Below are 19,682 nucleotides of genomic sequence, written 5' to 3' on the forward strand. Positions count from 1 at the left end.
GTCGCCAAGGGCGGAGGTGCCGAGGGGGGGAAGGACGTGGTCATGGCATGGCGACGGAGCCGCCCAGGGCGCCGGTCACGGCCACCAGGAACAGGATCTCCACCACCTGTTCCGTCGCCCCCAGCACGTCGCCGGTGATGCCGCCCACCTGGCGCCGGGCCAGCTGGGCCACGACCAGGACGCCGCCGGCCGCCACCGCCAGGATGGCCAGGCGGGTCATGCCGCCGTCCAGTGGCAGCTTGCTCAGGGTGGTGGCCGCCAGGACGAAGCCGGCCAGCAGGGCCGCCAGGGCGCGGGCGCTGTTGGGCTTGCCCACATTGGCGCTGTTGCCCACCAGTCGCGCCTCCGGCAACAACAGCTTCATGCCCGGAAGGAAGGCGCGGGAATAGGCGTGCGCGCCCATCAGGGCCACGGCCACGTGGTGGGGGCTGGCGATGGCCGCCAGGGCCAGGGTGCGGGCGGCGACGCTCAGCACCAGGGCGGCGGCGCCATAGGTGCCCACCCGGCTGTCCTTCATGATGGTCAGCTTGGCATCGCGGTCTCGCCCGCCGCCGAAACCGTCGGCCACGTCGGCCAGGCCGTCCTCATGCAGGGCCCCGGTCAGGCCCATCAGGGCGCCCACCGTCAGCAGGGCCGCAAGCAGGGGCGGGACGTTGACGCTGCTGAGCCCCCAATAGACCAGGCCACCCACGGCGCCGATCAGGGTGCCGACGATGGGAAACCAGGTCAGGGCCCGGGAATCCAGGTCCTGGGGCCAGGCCCCGCGCCAACGGATGGGCAGCCGCGTCAAAAAGATCACGGCGGCTATGAATTCGGCGAAGACACCGCCCAGGCGCGGCCCCGTTGCATCAGTCATGGTTCCGGTATACGGGAAGTCCCGTCCGCCCGCCAGCGCCACTCCGGCGCCTGATCGCGGGTCCCATTATCGGGCCGGAGCATCATGAGCGACATCCCCTCCTTCGACGAATTCCGCCGCGTCCTGGCCGACTTGCCGGGCCCGGATCTGGAGGCCGCCACCACCGTCATGCAGCGCGAGGTGCAGCTGACCAAGCCGCGCGGCGCCCTGGGCCGGCTGGAGAGCCTGACCGAATGGCTGGCCACCTGGCAGGGCCGCACGCCCCCCCGGGTGCAGCATCCGCGCGTCGCGGTGTTCGCCGGCAACCATGGCGTGGCGGCGTTGGGCGTCTCGGCCTATCCGTCGGCGGTGACGGCGCAGATGGTGCACAACTTCACCCAGGGCGGTGCCGCCGTGAACCAGCTGTGCGGCCAGGCCGACGCCGACCTGCGCGTCTATGAGCTGGACCTGGACAACCCCACCGCCGATTTCACCCACGGCCCCGCCATGAGCGAGGAGGCCTGCGCCCGCGCCATGGCCTACGGCATGATGGCGGTGGAAACCGGCATCGACGTGCTGTGCCTGGGGGAGATGGGCATCGGCAATTCCACCTCCGCCGCTGCCCTGTGCCTGGCGCTGTTCGGCGGCACGGCGGAGGACTGGGTGGGCCCCGGCACCGGCCTGGATGCCGAGGGCATGGCGCGCAAGGCCGCCGTGGTGGCGGCGGGCGTGGCGGCCAACGCCGACCTGCTGGCCGACCCCTTCCATGTGCTACGCGCCCTGGGCGGCTATGAGCTGGCTGCCATCGTCGGCGCCATCATGGCGGCCCGCATGGCCCGCACGCCGGTGGTGCTGGACGGCTACGCCTGCACCGCCGCCGCCGCCGTGCTGTACAAGCTGGACCCCCGCGCCCTGGACCATTGCATCGTCGGCCACCTGTCGGCCGAGCCGGCCCACCGCCGCCTGCTGGACGCTATCGGGCAGGAACCGCTGCTGACCCTGGGCATGCGTCTGGGCGAAGGCTCCGGCGCCGCCCTGGCCCTGCCCATCCTGCAGGCCGCCGTCGCCTGCCACACCGGCATGGCCACCTTCGCCGAGGCTGGCGTGTCCACGCGCGGCGGCGAGGGCCGGGCGACGCATTAAGGCACTCCTACGCTCGTCCTCGAAGCGCCAAGGCCCAGTTCCAGCCGGAACTGGGCTAGGCCGCGACTGCGGCCGCAGGCGCCCGGGGCGAACCAACCGGCCCTCACGGCCGGTGATACGTCACCACCCACATGACGCCGACGGCCACCGCCACCAGGCAGGCCAGCATCCAGGTGCGGATGGGGACGGCCACCTTTTCACTGGGGCCCTTGCCCTTCTTGGGCTTGGCCGCGCGTTCGGATCCCGCCACCACCGTGGGCTTGGGCCGGCCCGTGCCCTTGTAGGGGTCGTGCAGCTCCACCAGGCGCCAGTCGTAGTTGGACAGCGCCTCCTCGCTCTCGAAATCCACCTGGATCAGCCGGACATAGCCCCGGCCGTGGCTGCGCACCGCTTCGCTGAACTCCCGCTTGCCGGCCGACAGATTATCGACCAGGGCCAGGGTTTCCCATTTCTTGCCCTGGGGTTTCTGCACCGCGAATTTGCGCTGGCTGTCCAAGGAACCTTCTCCACCGGCAGGGGCGATGAGCCGCCATCCTCCCGCAATTATCAACGCCGCGCGGCCGGGGGCAAGGGGCAGCAAGACGCTGTTACAGCCGACAGGTGCGACGCCATGGCCCGTGCGCTATAGCTTGACGCCCGGCATGGTTGCCGTTGGCCTATCCAGGCTAATCTTCACCCAGGACGATCAGGTCGATGACGCGGCAGGCGTGGGCAGGAACGGTGGATGACGGTGCGGCCGACGCGCGGCCGGAGGGGGGACGCTGGGCCGCCGCCCGCATCAACCTGCGCACGCTCAACACCATCCGCTGGATCGCCATCGCGGGCCAGACCGTCACCCTGCTGACGGTGGAAGACCTGGTCGGCATCGACATCCCCCTGCTGCCCGCCCTGGCGGTGACGGCGGTGTCGCTGCTGATCAACCTCTACGCCATCGCCCGGCGCCGGCGCAGCCCCTTCCTGACCGAACGGGGCGCGGTGCTGTTCCTGGGCTATGACACGGTGCAGCTGACCGTGCTGCTGATGCTGACCGGCGGGTTGGAAAATCCCTTCGCCGTGCTGGTGCTGGCGCCCTTGATGGTGGGGGCCAGCATGCTGGGACGCCGGCTGGTCACGGGGCTGACCACGCTGACCACCGCCTGCCTCACCCTGGTCTGGGCCCTGGCCATGCCCCTGTCCTGGCCGGCCAGCAACGGCGTCACTCTGTCGCCCATCTATCTGGGCGGCATCTGGGCGGCCCTGACCCTGTCTGCCATCTTCATCGCCACCTACGTCTACAAGGTGGCGCAGTCCGGCCGCGACCTGTCGCAGGCCCTGATCGCCAGCCAGGTGTCATTGGCCCGGGCGCAGAAGGCCTCCGCCCTGGGCGCGCTGGCGGCGGCGGCGGCGCATGAGCTGGGCAGCCCGCTGGGCACCATCGCCGTGGTGGCCAAGGAACTGGCCCGCGACATGCCGCCCGACAGCCCCTGGGTGGAGGATATCCAGCTTCTGCAGAGCCAGTCGGACCGCTGCCGCGTCATCCTGGCCGACCTGGCCCGCCGCCCGGACGCGGAGGGGGAGATGGAGCCCTACGCCCCCCTGGGCCCCGTGCAGGTGATCGAGGCCGTGGCTGCCCCCCACCGCCGGGCGGACGTGGCGCTGGAAATCACCGTGACCGGGGCGGAGGAGGGCGCGGCCTCCCCCCTGCCGCTGTCGCCCGAACTGCAGCACGGCCTGGGCAACATCCTTCAGAACGCCATGCAGTTCGCCACCACCCGGGTGGACGTGACCCTGCATTGCGATCCCTCCGCCCTGGTGCTGACCGTGGCCGACGACGGCCCCGGCTTCCCCGTCAGCCTGCTGGAACGCCTGGGCGAACCCTATGTTTCCGACCGGGATGAGCGGCTGGAGCAGGTGCCGGTGCGCGCCGGTGGCGGCGGCACCATGGGGCTGGGCCTGTTCATCGCCCAGATCCTGCTGGAACGCACCGGCGCCGTCGTCTCCTACGCCAACGGTCGGCCGGGCAGCACGCCCGTGGGCGCCGGCGCCCATGTCACCGTGAACTGGAGCGGCCCGCTGCCGGCGGCCCAGTGACGGGGCCGCGCAAGACGAGGCAGCGCGCCGGCGGACCTGCGCAAAAGAATGGGAAACCTTCGTATGGTGGACAATCGCGTATTGCCGCCCTTGGATGGACATAATCTCGTGTCCATCTCTCCGGCCAAGACGGGGCGTCCTTTTGCCGCGTGTCGGAATCGCACGGAAGCGTCCAAACACGACGTAGTAAGGTCGTTGGTAAGTTTGCAACCGTCCTGCAGCATGGCCGGAAAATAAGGGGTTTTCGAGAATGAACGTTGAGACCGGTGACGTGATCGATCCCATGCGCCTCGGCTTCACCGGGGACGCGTCGCGCAGCCTGCTGGTGGTGGACGACGATGCCCCTTTCCGCATCCGCCTGGCCCGCGCGCTGGAAAAGCGCGGCTTCGACGTGGTGGCGGTGGACAGCGTGGCCTTGGGCGTGGACGTGGCGCAGGAAGCGGCCCCCCGCTACGCCGTGGTCGACCTGCGCCTGGCGGACGGCAGCGGCCTGGACGTGGTGAAGGCCCTGCGCGACGCCCGGCCCGAGGCGCGCATCGTCATGCTGACCGGCTACGGCAACATCGCCACCGCCGTGGCGGCCGTGAAGGCCGGCGCCGTCGACTACCTGCCCAAGCCTGCGGACGCTGACGCGGTCGAGGCCGCCTTGCTGACCGACGGCCCCCTGCCGCCGCCGCCGGAACACCCCATGTCGGCCGACCGCGTCCGCTGGGAACACATCCAGCGGGTGTTCGAGCAGTGCGACCGCAACGTCTCGGAAACCGCGCGCCGCCTGAAGATGCACCGCCGCACCCTGCAGCGCATCCTGAACAAGCACGCGCCCAGAACCTGATCGCGGTTAGCTCCAAAGGGGCCGGTTTGGGTCCTGGTTGAAAAGGGCTCAGGCGCTGCGCCTGAGCCCTTTCAGGCCCTGGCGCAGGCGCGTCCAGGGGCGTTCATTGGGCGTCAGGTCGATGCCGACCTCGGTCACCCGGTTCTCGTCCATCGACGCCACGATCAGCGCGACCTCGCCCACCTTCAGGCGCACGCCGACCGAGGCGCGGCGGCCCAGGCGGCGGGCCAGGTGCTCGCCGATGGCGATGTCGCCGTCGACGCCCGGCGCCTCGAAACCGTAGAGGCCGGCCACGGTGGCGAGCGGCGTGTCGCCCTTGACCTGGAAATCGCCCAGCCCGGCGGCGCGGCGGCCGTGGTCGCGACGGCCGAACAGGCGTTCCATGGCGGTCAGGGCAGCCGGTTCGCCCAGCACCAGCACGGCGTCGCCGGGGTAGAGCACGCGCACCTCCTCCGGCGCCACGGGATGGCCCTCGCGGATCATGGCCAGCACGCGCACGGATTCCGGCACCACCAGCCGGCCCAGGCCGCGCACCGCCGCCTCGCTCTCCGGCGCCACGGTCAGCATGGCCAGCTGCTGCGGTCCGTCCACCGGCAGGTCGATGTCGGCGCGGCCGGGCGGTTCGGGATCGGCCGGGATTTCCACGTCCAGCAGGCGCGCAGCCGGGCCGATGGTCCAGCCCTGGGCCAGCAGGGACAGCAGCACCACGGCGAAGGCGATGCCGAAATAGGTTTCGGCTCCCGGCAATCCGGACAGCACCGGCAGCAGGCCCAGGAAGATAGGCACCGCACCGCGCAGGCCGACCCAGGAGATGAACAGCCTCTCATTCCAGGCGAAGCCGAAGAAGGAGAGGCACAGGGTGACGGCCAGGGGCCGCGCCACCAGGATCAGGGCCACGGCCACCACCAGGGCCGGCAGCGCCACGCGGACCAGCGTGTCGGGCGAGACCAGCACGCCCAGCATGAGGAACAGGGAAATCTGGCTCAGCCAAGCTAGCCCGTCGTGGAAACGCTCGATGATCTGCCGCGCCTTGACCCGGCGGTTGCCCATGATGAAGCCGGCCAGATAGACGGCCAGGAAGCCGGAGGCGCCGATGGTCTGGGTGGCGCCGAAGATGAACAGCGTGCCGGCCAGCGCCAGGATGGGGTAGAGGCCGGCCGACAGTTCCAGCCGGTTGATGATGGCCGACAGGGCGAAGCCGCCGGCGACACCGATGATGCCGCCGCCACCCATCTCCAGCGCGAACTGGCCCAGTTGCGCCCAGCCGAAGCCGGCCCCCTGCACCGCATGAATGGACAGGAGGGTCAGGAACACAGCCATGGGGTCGTTCAGGCCCGACTCCACCTCCAGCAGGGCCGAGACGCGGGGGCGCAGGCGCAGGCCCCGCTGATGCAGCAGCAGGAACACGGCCGCCGCGTCGGTGGAGGCGACGATGCTGCCGATCAGGAAGCCCTGGGCCCAGCCCACACCCAACAGCCAGCGCGCCACCACGCAGGTGACGCCGGCCGTGACCAGCACGCCGGCGGTGGACAGCACCAAGGCCGGCCAGCGCGCCACCTTGAACACCGCCTTGGGCGTACGCAGGCCGCCGTCGAACAGGATGACGGCGATGGCGATGGACCCGACCAACGAGGCCAGGCGGTAGTCGTTGAACTGGAAGTTGGCCAGCTTGTCGACGGCGATTCCCAGCGCCAGGAACACCAGCAGCAGGGGCGCGCCGATGCGGGAGGAGGCGCGGCCGGCCAGGATGGCCAGCATCAGCAGCGACCCGAGTGCGAAGATGATGGTGTCGACGTGATGCACTGGCCGACTTGCTCCCCCCGGGCGGCCGCTTCCGGCGCCCCGTTGACCCGAACCGCCTGAGGCTTACCCCAGCCCCAAGCCCTTGGACTAGCTGTCCGTTGGGCCAGCGTCCCCTTCAGGGGTCCCATCCGCCGGCCACTTGGTTCTTCTCGCCGTCCATTGTGTCCGCCGTGCGGCGCCGGCTGGCAAATTTGGGGGCGGCGGATCCTTGACGGGCTAAAAGGCGGCGTCCACCGACAGGTGATGGACGTCGAAGCCCCAGCCCGCGGCCATGTCGGCCGCGACGCGGGAGCGATGGCAGATGTGCGGATCATCCTCCAGGCACAACAGGCAGGCCGGCCCCTGGTTCAGCGCCGTGGCGGCCGCCACGCCCAGTTCGTATTGCGCTTCGGGCCGCGCCAGGGCCTGGTCCACGATGGACCAGAACAGTGGCTGGTTGCCGGCGCGGCCGGCCAAGCGCCCCTCCTTGGGCGTGCCCAGCGCCTTCAGGTGCACATACTCGATGCCGGCCTGGCGCAGGGCGGCCGACAGCGGGCCCTTGGAAAAGCCGGCGCGGCGCGACAATGGCAGTTCCCGCACGTCGATCAGCGTGCGCACGCCGGCCCGCGCCAGGCGCTCCACCAGCGCCGGCTGGCCCGCCTTTTCATACCCTATGGTGTAAAGCTCGGGCATGGGCGGGCGCCTCCTAGGCAGGGAAGTCGATGATTGGCGTTAGGGGTTGTCCAGAAGTGGGCCCCAGCCCTGTGTCCGGCAAGGGGCGGATGTGCCTGGAAATGAGTCATTCTGCCGCGCTCAGCCCTTGCCATATGCCCTGCCCCCGTGTACAAACCGCCCTTCATTTTGGCGGCGAGGCCGGACCGAAAGGTCCAGGGCATGCCCACCCGCTCAAATGAATCCACCGCCGTCCTTCGGGGCGGTTATTCTTTCGTGAGGAATCAAAATGCCCAAGCTGAAGAATCACAGCGGGACGAAGAAGCGGTTCAAGCTGACCGCCTCCGGTCTCGTTCGCGCCCAGGCCGCCGGCAAGCGCCACGGCATGCGCAAGCGTCCGCAGAAGATGAAGCGGAACGCCCGCGGCATGATGACCCTGTCCAAGCAGGACGGTATCATCATCACCAAGAATTTCATCCGGGTACCGTAAGGAGGGCTGAACCATGGCTCGCGTTAAGCGGGGCGTGACCACCCACGCCCGTCACAAGAAGATCCTGAAGCTGGCCAAGGGCTACCGGGGTCGTTCCAACAACTGCTTCCGTATCGCGATCGAGAAGGTCGAGAAGGCGCTGCGTTACGCCTACCGCGACCGTCGCGCCAAGAAGCGTAACTTCCGCGCCCTGTGGATCCAGCGCATCAACGCCGGTGCCCGCATCCACGGCCTGACCTACAGCCAGTTCATGCACGGCCTGAAGCGCGCCGCCATCGACGTTGACCGCAAGGTCCTCGCCGACATCGCCGCGCGCGAGCCGGAGGCGTTTAAGGTCCTGGTCGATCAAGCCCAGGCCGCTCTCAAGGCCGCTTGATCCTACCCGGATCAACGGTGCTGATAAGAAGGGGAGCAGGCCCGGCGGGCCCGCTCCCCTTTTTTGTTTTGTGCTCCCTCAAGCGCCGGGCGCCGGCATCCGCCGGCTTGGCTTCCTCACTGCGCCCTGCGGTACTCGCTGCGGGGCCGGCGGTCGCCGGCCACAACGGCACGGGCCAAAGCTCCGCGCCGTTGGTAGTATCCGCCCCCAAGATTGCCCTATTGCCCACCGAGAAGACGGATCGTCGCGATGAACATCCTCGACAGCCTCAAGGCCGACCTGCTGGCCGCCGCTGCCGCCGCCCCCGACCTGGCCGCCCTGGAAGAGGTGCGGGTGGACGCCCTGGGCAAGAAGGGCCGCATCACCGGCCTGATGAAGGACATGGGATCGCTGACGCCGGATGAGCGGCGGGAACGCGGCCAGGCCCTGAACGCCGTGAAGGAAGAGATCAGCCAGGCGCTGGACGCCCGCCGCCAGGTGCTGAAGGCGGAAGCCCTGGCCCAGCGGCTGGAGGCGGAGCGCATCGACGTCAGCCTGCCGGCCCGGCCCGAGGTCGAAGGCCGCGTCCACCCCATCAGCCAGACGGTGGAGGAGATGATCGCCATCTTCGCCGACATGGGCTTCACCGTGGCGGAGGGGCCGGACATCGAGACCGACTTCAACAACTTCACCGCCCTGAACATCCCGCCGGAGCATCCGGCGCGCCAGATGCACGACACCTTCTACCTGCCCAACGGGCCGGACGGGGGCACCCGCGTGCTGCGCACCCATACCAGCCCGGTGCAGATCCGCACCATGCTGGCGGGGGAACCGCCCATCCGCATCATCGCGCCCGGCCGCACCTACCGGTCCGACTACGACCAGACCCACACGCCCATGTTCCACCAGATCGAAGGCCTGGTGATCGGCGAGAACATCCACATGGGCCATCTGAAGGGCACGCTGCTGGAGTTCTGCCGTGCCTTTTTCCAGGTGGACGACCTGCCGCTGCGCTTCCGCCCCAGCTTCTTCCCCTTCACCGAACCGTCGGCGGAGGTGGACATCGGCTGCTCGCGCAAGGGCGGCGAGCTGAAGCTGGGCAACTATGGCGATTGGCTGGAGATCCTGGGCTGCGGCATGGTCCACCCCAAGGTGCTGGAGAATTGCGGCATCGACAGCACCCGCTGGCAAGGCTTCGCCTTCGGCATGGGCATCGAGCGCGTGGCCATGCTGAAGTACGGCATCCCCGACCTGCGCACCTTCTTCGAGGCCGACCTGCGCTGGCTGAAGCACTACGGCTTCGTGCCGCTGGATGTGCCCAGCCTGGCCCAAGGCCTCACGCGGTAATTCACCCTCACAAGACGTAAGAGCGGCAGCCGGCCTCAAGACGCCAGGCGCCCCACCCGAAGAACGGCAGGTAGCGATGAAGTTCACCCTTTCCTGGCTGAAGCAGCACCTTGAAACCGACGCCCCCCTGGACGTCATCACCGACAAGCTCACATCCCTGGGCCTGGAGGTCGAGGGCGTGGAGGATCAGGGCAAGGCCCTGGCCCCCTTCGTCATCGCCAAGGTGCTGTCGGCGGAAAAGCATCCCAACGCCGACAAGCTCCGCGTCGCCATGGTCGACACCGGCGCGGGCGAGCCCATCCAGGTGGTGTGCGGTGCCCCCAACTGCCGCACCGGCATCACCGTGGTGTTCGCCAGCCCCGGCGCCGTGATCCCGGCCACGGGCGACACGCTGAAGGTCGGCGCCATCCGCGGCGTGGAAAGCCGGGGCATGCTGTGCTCCGAGCGCGAGCTGAACCTGTCGGATGAGCACAACGGCATCATCGAGTTGCCGGAGGAGGCACCGGTGGGTGCCAGCTTCGCCGCCTGGCGCAAGCTGGACGACGCTGTCATCGAGATCTCGCTGACGCCAGACCGCGTGGACTGCGCCGGTGTCTATGGCATTGCCCGCGATCTCGCCGCCGCCGGCGTCGGCACGTTGAAGCCCCTGAACACCGCGCCCGTGCCCGGCGTCTTCCCCGCGCCGGTGAAGGTGACGCTGGAAACGGCGGCCTGCCCGCAGTTCGCCGCCCGCGTGGTGCGCGGCGTGCGCAACGGGCCCAGCCCGCAGTGGCTGCAGGACAAGCTGACCGCCGTCGGCCTGCGCCCCATCTCGGCCCTGGTGGACATCACCAACCTCATGACCCTGGACCAGGTGCGCCCCCTGCACGTCTTCGACGCCGCCAAGGTCCAGGGCGACCTGACCGTGCGCGAGAGCAAGGCGGGTGAAACCCTGCTGGCCCTGAACGGCAAGGAATACACCCTGCCCGCCGGCCTGACCGTCATCGCCGATGCCAGCGGCGCCGTGCTGTCCCTGGGCGGTGTCATGGGCGGCGAGAGCACCGGCGTGTCGGAGACGACCACGGACGTCATCATCGAGGCGGCGCTGTTCGAGCCCGCCAAGGTGGCGGAGACCGGACGCGCCCTGCAGATCGACAGCGACGCCCGCTATCGCTTCGAGCGCGGCGTGGACCCGGCCAGCGTCGTCAGCGGCATCGAACAGGCCACCCGCCTGGTGCTGGAACTCTGTGGCGGTGAGGCCGGCGAGGTCTTCGTGGCCGGTGCCGAGCCCGCCTGGCGCCGCCCTTTGACCCTGCGGCCGGCCCGCGTGGCCCATCTGGGCGGCGTGGACGTTCCGGAAGCCGACCAGGTGCGCATCCTGACCGCCCTGGGCTTCGAGACCAGCCGGAAGGACGGCCTGATCCAGGCCGTGCCGCCGTCCTGGCGCGCCGACGTGCAGGGCGAGGCCGACCTGGTGGAAGAGGTGCTGCGCATCCACGGCTTCGACGCCATCCCCACCACCAGCCTGCCGCGTGACGAGGGCCTGCCCAAGGTCGCCGTCACGCCCAAGCAGCGCCGCACCGCCACCGTGCGCCGCCTGCTGGCCAGCCGGGGCATGCTGGAGGCCATCACCTGGTCCTTCCTGGCGCCCGAGGCGGCCAAGCTGTTCGGCGGGGCGCCGGACGAGCTGGCCCTGCTGAACCCCATCAGCGCCGACCTGGCCGTCATGCGCCCCTCCGTGCTGGCCAACCTGGCGGCCGCCGCCGGCCGCAACGCCGCGCGCGGCTATGCCGACCTGGCGTTGTTCGAGGTGGGCCCCGCCTTCCGCGACGGCAGCGAGAAGGGCCAGGACCTGATCGCCGCCGGTGTGCGCGCCGGCCTGGCCGTAGCCCGCCACTGGGCCAAGGGCACCCGCCCCGTGGACGCCTATGACGCCAAGGCCGACGCCATCGCGGCGCTGGAGGCCGCCGGCGCCCCCACCGCCAACCTGGTCGTCTCCACCGACGCGCCCGGCTGGTACCACCCGGGCCGCTCCGGCTGCCTGCGGCTGGGCCCCACCGTGCTGGCCCGCTTCGGCGAGCTGCACCCGGCGGTGCTGGAGGCCCTGGACCTGACCGGCCCGCTGGTGGCGTTCGAGGTGTTCCTGGACCTGATCCCGCAACCGAAGAAGAAGGGCGGGACGGAGAAACCGAAGCTGGAGCTGTCGGCCTTCCAGCCCATCAGCCGCGACTTCGCCTTTGTGGTGGAGGCCGGCGTGGAGGCGGATCGCCTGGTCCGTGCCGCCAAGGGGGCCGACAAGGCCCTGATCACCGGCGTGCAGCTGTTCGACGTCTACCAGGGGCCCGGAGTCGAAACCGGCTTCAAGTCCATCGCCCTGTCGGTCACTTTGCAACCGGTGGACAAGACCCTGACGGATGCGGAAATCGAGGCCGTGGCCGCCAAAGTCGTCGCCGCCGTCACCAAAGCGACGGGTGCCGTGTTGCGCGGCTGACACAGAGGTCGCACGCTTGCAGTAGGCGCCCCTTGGCTTTCAGGGGGCGCCTTTCCTTTTAACCAACTTATTGTGAATTTTAGACTACTTTAACCTCTTGCACCGCCCGTACCCCCGTCTCTTACTATCTTTCGAAAGATAAAAAGCGGAAACTGACGCCTGCGCTTATGGGTGTCACCCGTTGGGGGAGGACAGACGGCATGAAGTTTTTCCGGGATCTGCCCATCATCCAGAAGCTGCTGCTGCCCCTGATCCTGATGGGGCTGGTGACGCTCGGCACCTCCCTCTACACCCTGTCGCAGATGAACACGGGTGCGGCCCAGTACCAGCACCTGCTGCGCGGCGAGGCGGAGGCCCTGAAGGCCATCGACCGGGCCAATGGCGCCGCCGCCAACATCGGCCGCATCAGCTACATGATGCTGGCGGAGACTGACAAGTTCATCATCGACAGCATGAAGGATGAGATCGGGCAGCAGGCCAGCGACCTCGCAAAATACCTGGATAGTGTCGCCCGCCTGAACCCAGGCTCCAAGGACGACCTGGCCATGGCCCGGGACGAGTTCAAGGCCATGATGAAGTTCGCGGAAGAGGCGCGCGAACAGATGCTGGCCGGCAACACCAAGGCCGGCGCGTCCACCCTGACCGATGAGTTCGACATCCGCCTGTCCAAGCTGCTGGACCGGCTGACCGTCATCACCAAGGCGGTGGACGAGAATTTGAGCAAGGGCGAGGCCGCCGCCAAGGCCCGCAACGAACGCACCTACTGGGTGACGCTGGCGGCCGGCCTGTCGGGCGCCGTGCTGATCATGGCGCTGGCGCTGTGGATCGCCTGGGCCAGCGTGTCCCGCCCGCTGAAGCGCATCGTCGACACCATGACGGCCCTGGCCGACGGCGACCAGACCGTGGAGGTGCGGGCGACCGACCGGCGGGATGAGATCGGCGCCACCGTGCGGGCGCTGCGCATCTTCCAGCGCACCATGGTGGAGGCCGATACCCTGCGCCATGAGCAGGAGACGATGAAGGCCCAGGCGCAGGCCGAACGCCTTGCCGCGCTGGCCCAACTGGCCGACGAGTTCGAGGCCAGCATGAACCAGGTGGTGGAAGGGGTGGCCGGTGCCGCCGACCGCATGCAGGGCAACGCCAAGGGCCTGTCGGCCATTGCCGAGCAGACCAACCACCAGACGCTGGCGGTCGCCGGCGCGGCGGAGGCCGCGGCCGGCAACGTCAACACCGTGGCGGCGGCGGCGGAGCAGCTGTCCGCCAGCATCCAGGAGATCGGCCGGCGGGTGGAGGAGTCCTCCCAGATCGCCCAGAACGCCGTGGTGGAGGCGGAGCGCAGCAACCACACCGTGAGCGGCCTGGTGGAGGCGGCGCGCAAGATCGGCGACGTGGTGCGCCTGATCAGCGATATCGCCAGCCAGACCAACCTGCTGGCCCTGAACGCCACCATCGAGGCGGCGCGGGCGGGTGAGGCCGGGAAAGGTTTTGCTGTCGTGGCGTCCGAGGTGAAGACCCTGGCGACGCAGACTGCCAAGGCGACGGAAGAGATCAGCGCCCAGATCGGCGAGATCCAGGCCGTCGCCGGCAGTGCCGCCGGCGCCATCCACGGTGTCAGCGGCACCATCGGCCGCATCAGCGACATCGTCACCACCATCGCCGCGGCGGTGGAGCAGCAGGGTGCCGCCACCAACGAGATCGCCAGCAGCGTGGCCCAGGCCGCCGCCGGCACCTCCGACGTGTCCAGCACCATCGGCCAGGTGACCCGCGCCGCCAGTGAGACCGGCACAATGGCCGTGGATGTGCTGCACGCCGCCCAAGATCTGGTCAGCCAGTCCGATCATCTGCGCCACCAGGTGGCGGGCTTCCTGACCAAGGTGCGCGCGGGCTGAGCCCCGCTCACCCCGGCGTCCGATCCCCTGGCGCTTGGTTCAGGATGGCGGCGGACAGGATGCGGCCATCCGGTGCCTGCAGCAGGACCGCGACACGTTCCCCCGCCGGCAAAGGCTGGCGGACCTCCACCGCGTCTCCCCGCCATTGCCCGGCTGGGGTGAGCGACCGGACGATATTGGATTCCAGCAGGGTGCGGCCGCTGTTCTCGCCCCGCCCGATGGGGGTGCGGTGTTGCGGGTCATACCCCACCACCAGGATGTCACCCTGCTGTCCCTTGCCCGCGCCAACGGAAATGACCAGGCCGTCTTCCCCGCGCGCGACCTGCAAGCCGACCGGCGCCGCTTCCCGCCGCGTGGCGTCGGCGATTTCGGCCAAGCCCCGCGCACGGTCGGAACCGACGAAGGCGCGTTCGCCATTCACCACCATCTCCGGCGTGTAGACCTGGCCGCCGCCCAGGCTACGCGCATACCACCGCTGTCGCGCCGTGGCGGCCTCGAATGAATAGGGATCCCGCCAGCCCAGGCCATTCCAATAAGTCACGTGGAAAGCCAGGGGCAGCACGTCCCGGCGGTCCTGCGCCAGGTCGGTGAGGAAGGCATCGGCGGGCGGGCAGGAGGAGCAACCCTGCGACGTGAACAATTCCACCACCACCGGTCCCGCCGCCAGCGCGGGCGTCGAGATCGGGAGGCCCAGGCTGAATGCCAGGAAAAGCAAGCCGGTACGACGCATTCTTTCGTCCCCTCCCTTGTCCACGCCGCGAGCGTGATGTCCCCCAATGTGGGAAGTGCCTGGTGGCCCCGCCAGGGCGGCGCGGCGAACGGCCGCCGCTTCCGGCCTGGACCATGCGTTCCAGTCGGGACACAGTCTGCACCAATGCCGAATGGGGGAGGGACCGATGGCGGTGACGCTGGCCTTTGATGTCTACGGCACGCTGATCGACACCCATGGGCTGGTGGCCATGCTGAAGGGCATGGTGGGCGACCGCGCGGCGGAGTTCTCCCGCACATGGCGTGAGCGGCAGCTGGAATACGCCTTCCGCCGCGCCCTGATGCAGAACTACGTGCCCTTCAGCGTCTGCACAGCCCAGGCCCTGGACCACACCTGCACCCTATATAAAACGCCGCTGAGACCGGACCAGCGGACGGCCCTGCTGGACGCCTACCGCACCTTGCCGGCCTTCCCCGATGTGGCGGATGGGCTGGCCCGCTTGCGTGCGGCCGGCTTCCGCCTCTACGCCTTCTCCAACGGCACCAAAGCCGCGGTGCGCACCCTGCTGGACGCTGCCGGGATCGCCGATCTGTTCCTGGGGGTCATCAGCACGGACGACGTGCGGTCGTTCAAGCCCGACCCGGCCGTGTACAGCCACTTCCTGGGGGCGGCCGGCGCCACGGACGCGGAGACCTGGCTGGTTTCCAGCAACCCTTTCGACGTCATCGGCGCCCTTTCCGCCGGCTGGCGCGCCGCCTGGGTGCGGCGGTCATCCGAGGCGCTGTTCGACCCCTGGGGCTTGGCGCCCACGGTGACCGTCACCGACTTGCGGGACCTGGCGGCGGCCATTGCGCCTTAGTCCCCAGGCCGCACATGAACGCCCCGCCAACCCCGCGGTTGCGCCGGAACGCCGGGCATCCTATGGTCGCGGGAATTTTTCCAGACCGGCCCGTCATGACCGACCTTTCGCACATCCGCAATTTCTCCATCATCGCCCACATCGACCACGGCAAGTCGACCCTGGCCGATCGCCTGATCCAGTATTGCGGCGGCCTGGACGCCCGCGAGATGCGCGAGCAGGTGCTCGACAGCATGGATATCGAGCGCGAGCGCGGCATCACCATCAAGGCGCAGACCGTGCGCCTGAACTACAAGGCCGATGACGGGCGGACCTATCAGCTGAACCTGATGGACACGCCCGGCCACGTGGACTTCGCCTATGAGGTCTCGCGCTCGCTGGCCGCGTGCGAAGGATCGCTGCTGGTGGTCGACGCCTCGCAAGGGGTGGAGGCGCAGACGCTGGCCAACGTCTACCAGGCCATCGACCACAACCATGAGATCGTCCCGGTCCTGAACAAGATCGACCTGCCGGCGGCCGAACCCGACCGCATCAAGCAGCAGATCGAGGATGTGATCGGCCTGGACGCCAGCAACGCCGTCATGATCTCGGCCAAGACCGGCCTGAACATCAAGGACGTGCTGGAGGCCATCGTCACCCGCCTGCCGCCGCCCAAGGGCGACCTGGAGGCGCCGCTGAAGGCCCTGGTGGTCGACAGCTGGTACGACCCCTACCTGGGCGTGGTCATCCTGGTGCGCGTGGTCGATGGCGAGCTTAAGGTGGGCCAGAAGATCCGCATGATGGCCACCGGGGCCACGAAGGAAGCCGACCGCGTCGGCCACTTCACGCCCAAGGCCGTGCAGTCCGGCCGCCTGGGGCCGGGCGAGATGGGCTTCATCACCGCCGGCATCAAGGACATCCGCGAAACCAAGGTTGGCGACACCATCACCGAAGAGCGCCGCCCGGCCGCCGAGCCGCTGGAAGGCTTCAAGCCCAGCGTGCCGGTGGTGTTCTGCGGCCTGTTCCCGACCGACGCGGCGGAGTTCGAGCATTTGCGCGAAAGCCTGGGCAAGCTGGCCCTGAACGACGCCAGCTTCCAGTTCGAGGCGGAGACGTCGGCCGCCCTGGGCTTCGGCTTCCGCTGCGGCTTCCTGGGGTTGCTGCACCTGGAGATCATCCAGGAGCGGCTGGAGCGCGAGTTCAACCTGGACCTGATCACGACGGCGCCCAGCGTCATCTACAAGGTCCACATGACCGACAAGTCGGTCATCGACATGCACAACCCGGCCGACATGCCGGATCCCATTCGCATCGACCACATCGATGAGCCGTGGATTCGCGCCACCATCATGCTGCCCGACGAATATCTGGGCGGCATCCTGGCGCTGTGCACCGAGCGGCGCGGCCAGCAGATCGACCTGACCTATGTCGGCGGTCGCGCCATGCTGGTCTACAAGCTGCCGCTGAACGAGGTGGTGTTCGACTTCTATGACAGGCTGAAGTCCATCAGCCGCGGCTATGCCAGCTTCGACTACCAGATGGACGGGTACGAGACCGGCGACCTGGTCAAGATGTCCATCCTGGTGAACGCGGAACCGGTGGACGCCCTGTCCACCATCGTCCACCGCAGCCAGGCCGAGCATCGCGGGCGCCTGCTGTGTGAGCGGCTGAAGGAGCTGATTCCGCGTCAGCTGTTCAAGATCGCCGTGCAGGCCGCCATCGGCAGCCGCGTCATCGCCCGCGAGACCATCAGCGCCATGCGCAAGGACGTGCTGGCCAAGTGCTATGGCGGCGACATCAGCCGCAAGCGCAAGCTGCTGGACAAGCAGAAGGAAGGCAAGAAGCGCATGCGGCAATTCGGCGAAGTCGAAATCCCGCAGAGCGCCTTCATTGCCGCCCTCAAGATGGGTGACGGCTGATCCGCCCCCCAAAACACCGGGTATTGCGCCGGCCGTCCATCGGGGCGGCCGGTTCTGGTTTCAGGGGCTGTCGTCCCATGGAACATGCTGTTCCACGTCCATGGCATCGTGAAGAACACGCACAATTCCAACCACGCCAGGTTCCAGCCGGTAGAGCAGCATGCCGTCAGTGCCCGCCAGCGGCTTCTCTGCCAAGCACAGCTATGTATTCTTCCAAGTCACCGTCCGTAACCTCATCGAACCGCCCTTCATCCAGCTCGCGGTGGCCGGCTTCCGCCGCCTCCCGCAACGCCTTCAGCTTGGCCTCATGTTGTGCTTCCTCTCGTTCGATGAGTCTCAGGCCGGCACGAAGGACCTCGCTGGCGTTCTGGTAACGGCCAGATCGCACCAAGTGCTCGATGACTTGTTCATGGTGATCGGTCAGCACCACGTTGCGCGTTGGCATCGGCATCCCCTGGCGAAGAATTCAAGATCCAAAGCCTAACGCCGATTGGCATACTATGCCAATCTCGGATTCACCCCAGCGGGAACCGCAGGGTGAACCGTGTGCCCGGCGTGGTCGCCTCGTAAAGGAAACGGCCGCGCAGCTGGCGGGTGAAGGCGTCGATCAGCAGCAGGCCCAGGCTCTTGCGGCCGGTGCCGGCGGCGGTGTCCGGCATGCCCACGCCATCGTCGGCGACGGTCAGCACACCCTCAGTGCCCTCCCGCCGCAGGGTCACGGCCAGGGTGCCGGCGCGGCCTTCGGGGTAGGCGTGCTTGAAGGCGTTGGACAGCACCTCGTTCAGCACCAGGGTCACGGGCACGGACGCCGTCAGGTCACTTTCCAGTGGCGTGAGGTCCAGCACCACGGACACGCGGCGCAGCCCGCCCGCTGCGTGCCCCTCGCCCTGGTGGATGTTGTCGATCTCGCGCGCCAGGGCGGTGATCACCCGGTCCAGTTGGACCACGTCGACATCCGACGCGCGGTGCAGCTGCTCATGCAGGATGCCCATGGCGTGGATGCGGCGCAGGGCGTCGCCCAGGGCGGGGCGCAGCGCCGGATTCATGCCGGCCTGAAGCTGCAGCAGGCTGGAGACGACCTGCAGATTGTTCTTCACCCGGTGGTGGGTGTCGCGCAGCAGCATCTCGCGCTCCGCCAGCGCGCGGTCCAGGTGCCGGGTGCGGTCGGCCACCCGCGCTTCCAGCAGGGTGTTGGCATGGCGCAGGATCCGGTCGGCGCGGGCCAGGTCGCGGGAGCGGCGGATGGCGATCCAGGCCACCAGCATCAGCGCCAGCGAGGCCGGAACGGCCACGGCGGCGTAGACCAGGGCCCTGTCTTCCCATTCCTTGGCGATGCTGGCCGTGTCGATGCCATAGAGGACGAACAGCGGCAGGTTGGGAACCTTGCGCCGGGCGTACAGCCGCCGCACCCCATCGATGGGGGAGGTCAGGATGAAGGTGCCGGTGGCGTCCTCCGGCGTCTTGAGCAGCTCTGGATAAAAGCCCTGCTGCAGGTCGTCGGCGGGGGCGGGCTCGCGCAGCAGTACCGCACCATCCTCGCGCACCAGCATCATGGTCTTGGGATCGGCCGAGAACAGCGACCGGTAGAAGGCGATGAAATAGTCCGGCTTCAGCGACAGTTGGGCCACGCCGTTGAAACGGCCGTCCCGCGTTTCCATACGCTGGCTGATTGGGAGGAAGGCCGCGCCGGAGATGCGGCCGCGCAACTGCTGCCCGATGAAGATCCCGGCGCCCGGCTTCAGCTGGGCGCGGAAATACTCCCGGTCGCTGACGTCCAGCGCCGGTGTGGGCCACTGCACCGTGTTCACGCGGATGATGCCGCTGGTATCCACCACCCACACGCTCTCCAGCTCGGGAGAGGCCTGCCAGATTTCCCGCAGGCGGTCGTAAAAGCGGCTGTCGCCGGCGATATTCTTCCAGCCAGCGTCCTCCACCAGCCGCTCGACGTAGCGCAGGCTGGTGGCGTGGATGCTGAAGATCTTGCCCGCATGCTCTTCCAGCACATGGGTCACGTCCACCACCTGCTCACGGGCATCGTCCCAGACGCGGCGGTGGTGGTCCCAGGCGGCCCAGGCGAAGACCAGCAGGGTCAGCACCAGGCTCATGACCAACAGGGCCGCCACGGGGCGACCGGCGGACGGGATCAAGGGAACGATGGCCGCGTCGGAATGAACGGTGCCATCCGGGGCCGGGACGCCGCCAGCCAGAAGATCAGGGAGAGAGGCGCCGGCCGAAGCAGCGTGGTCTGGCGCGGAGGCGTTCATATGGGCTGCCCTGGTCCTACTTGGCCCAGGTTACCGCATGCTTCGCGGGCCTGGGCTTCCCCCATCG

The 19,682-nt window shown here is 68.8% G+C and carries 17 protein-coding genes; 10 read left to right on the forward strand and 7 right to left on the reverse strand.

What is annotated here, in order from left to right; translation table 11 throughout:
* Nucleotides 1-40: 40 nt before the first annotated feature.
* Nucleotides 41-856, reverse strand: coding sequence for an adenosylcobinamide-GDP ribazoletransferase (gene cobS / locus P5F91_RS09515; RefSeq protein WP_145610511.1), 816 nt, complete (start codon nucleotides 854-856; stop codon nucleotides 41-43).
* A gap of 84 nt (nucleotides 857-940) precedes the next feature.
* On the opposite strand from cobS, the gene cobT reads away from it, so the two are divergent.
* The gene (gene cobT, locus P5F91_RS09520) at nucleotides 941-1,978 is read left to right on the forward strand and encodes a nicotinate-nucleotide--dimethylbenzimidazole phosphoribosyltransferase (protein WP_277907084.1); all 1,038 of its coding nucleotides are present in this window, start codon (nucleotides 941-943) and stop codon (nucleotides 1,976-1,978) included.
* A gap of 103 nt (nucleotides 1,979-2,081) precedes the next feature.
* Here the strand turns inward: cobT and P5F91_RS09525 are convergent, their stop codons facing one another.
* Nucleotides 2,082-2,474, reverse strand: coding sequence for a hypothetical protein (locus P5F91_RS09525; protein WP_277907085.1), 393 nt, complete (start codon nucleotides 2,472-2,474; stop codon nucleotides 2,082-2,084).
* A 197-nt stretch (nucleotides 2,475-2,671) separates the two neighbouring features.
* Here P5F91_RS09525 and P5F91_RS09530 point away from each other — a divergent pair, with 197 nt between their 5' ends.
* Nucleotides 2,672-4,048, forward strand: coding sequence for an ActS/PrrB/RegB family redox-sensitive histidine kinase (locus P5F91_RS09530; protein ID WP_277907086.1), 1,377 nt, complete (start codon nucleotides 2,672-2,674; stop codon nucleotides 4,046-4,048).
* A gap of 250 nt (nucleotides 4,049-4,298) precedes the next feature.
* On the forward strand, nucleotides 4,299-4,880 hold the full coding sequence (locus P5F91_RS09535) for an ActR/PrrA/RegA family redox response regulator transcription factor (RefSeq protein WP_322954632.1): 582 nt from the start codon (nucleotides 4,299-4,301) through the stop codon (nucleotides 4,878-4,880).
* Nucleotides 4,881-4,928: 48 nt separating this feature from the next.
* Here the strand turns inward: P5F91_RS09535 and P5F91_RS09540 are convergent, their stop codons facing one another.
* Nucleotides 4,929-6,683 (reverse strand): potassium/proton antiporter, encoded by a 1,755-nt coding sequence (locus P5F91_RS09540; protein ID WP_277907087.1) that lies wholly within the window; start codon nucleotides 6,681-6,683, stop codon nucleotides 4,929-4,931.
* A gap of 216 nt (nucleotides 6,684-6,899) precedes the next feature.
* Nucleotides 6,900-7,355: a DUF488 domain-containing protein gene (locus P5F91_RS09545; protein ID WP_145610506.1), complete on the reverse strand. Its 456-nt coding sequence runs from the start codon at nucleotides 7,353-7,355 to the stop codon at nucleotides 6,900-6,902.
* A 268-nt stretch (nucleotides 7,356-7,623) separates the two neighbouring features.
* On the opposite strand from P5F91_RS09545, the gene rpmI reads away from it, so the two are divergent.
* The 5 genes from rpmI to P5F91_RS09570 all read left to right on the forward strand — a co-directional run bounded on the left by rpmI (nucleotide 7,624) and on the right by P5F91_RS09570 (nucleotide 13,885).
* A complete protein-coding gene (rpmI, locus tag P5F91_RS09550; RefSeq protein WP_004271784.1) occupies nucleotides 7,624-7,824 on the forward strand; it encodes a 50S ribosomal protein L35 in 201 nt (66 codons plus the stop codon).
* Between the two features lie 13 nt (nucleotides 7,825-7,837).
* Nucleotides 7,838-8,200 carry a 50S ribosomal protein L20 gene (gene rplT / locus P5F91_RS09555; protein WP_040843389.1) on the forward strand — a complete coding sequence of 121 codons (363 nt, stop codon included), beginning with the start codon at nucleotides 7,838-7,840 and terminating at the stop codon, nucleotides 8,198-8,200.
* Nucleotides 8,201-8,449: 249 nt separating this feature from the next.
* On the forward strand, nucleotides 8,450-9,526 hold the full coding sequence (gene pheS / locus P5F91_RS09560) for a phenylalanine--tRNA ligase subunit alpha (RefSeq protein ID WP_186455789.1): 1,077 nt from the start codon (nucleotides 8,450-8,452) through the stop codon (nucleotides 9,524-9,526).
* Nucleotides 9,527-9,602: 76 nt separating this feature from the next.
* Nucleotides 9,603-11,996, forward strand: a complete 2,394-nt coding sequence (gene pheT / locus P5F91_RS09565) for a phenylalanine--tRNA ligase subunit beta (protein WP_277907088.1) — start codon at nucleotides 9,603-9,605, stop codon at nucleotides 11,994-11,996.
* 200 nt (nucleotides 11,997-12,196) lie between these two features.
* Nucleotides 12,197-13,885 carry a methyl-accepting chemotaxis protein gene (locus P5F91_RS09570; protein ID WP_145610504.1) on the forward strand — a complete coding sequence of 563 codons (1,689 nt, stop codon included), beginning with the start codon at nucleotides 12,197-12,199 and terminating at the stop codon, nucleotides 13,883-13,885.
* A gap of 7 nt (nucleotides 13,886-13,892) precedes the next feature.
* Here the strand turns inward: P5F91_RS09570 and P5F91_RS09575 are convergent, their stop codons facing one another.
* Nucleotides 13,893-14,615, reverse strand: a complete 723-nt coding sequence (locus P5F91_RS09575) for a DUF1223 domain-containing protein (RefSeq protein ID WP_277907089.1) — start codon at nucleotides 14,613-14,615, stop codon at nucleotides 13,893-13,895.
* A gap of 166 nt (nucleotides 14,616-14,781) precedes the next feature.
* On the opposite strand from P5F91_RS09575, the gene P5F91_RS09580 reads away from it, so the two are divergent.
* Both P5F91_RS09580 and lepA read left to right on the forward strand, forming a co-directional pair.
* Nucleotides 14,782-15,453: a haloacid dehalogenase type II gene (locus P5F91_RS09580; RefSeq protein ID WP_277907090.1), complete on the forward strand. Its 672-nt coding sequence runs from the start codon at nucleotides 14,782-14,784 to the stop codon at nucleotides 15,451-15,453.
* A gap of 95 nt (nucleotides 15,454-15,548) precedes the next feature.
* Nucleotides 15,549-17,351 (forward strand): translation elongation factor 4, encoded by a 1,803-nt coding sequence (gene lepA / locus P5F91_RS09585; protein ID WP_145610501.1) that lies wholly within the window; start codon nucleotides 15,549-15,551, stop codon nucleotides 17,349-17,351.
* Nucleotides 17,352-17,517: 166 nt separating this feature from the next.
* Here the strand turns inward: lepA and P5F91_RS09590 are convergent, their stop codons facing one another.
* Nucleotides 17,518-17,796 carry a type II toxin-antitoxin system ParD family antitoxin gene (locus P5F91_RS09590; RefSeq protein WP_145610500.1) on the reverse strand — a complete coding sequence of 93 codons (279 nt, stop codon included), beginning with the start codon at nucleotides 17,794-17,796 and terminating at the stop codon, nucleotides 17,518-17,520.
* A gap of 70 nt (nucleotides 17,797-17,866) precedes the next feature.
* A complete protein-coding gene (locus P5F91_RS09595; protein WP_277907091.1) occupies nucleotides 17,867-19,615 on the reverse strand; it encodes a sensor histidine kinase in 1,749 nt (582 codons plus the stop codon).
* Between the last annotated feature and the right edge of the window lie 67 nt (nucleotides 19,616-19,682).

This window comes from Nitrospirillum amazonense (genome assembly GCF_029594735.1).
Classification (GTDB): domain Bacteria; phylum Pseudomonadota; class Alphaproteobacteria; order Azospirillales; family Azospirillaceae; genus Nitrospirillum; species Nitrospirillum amazonense.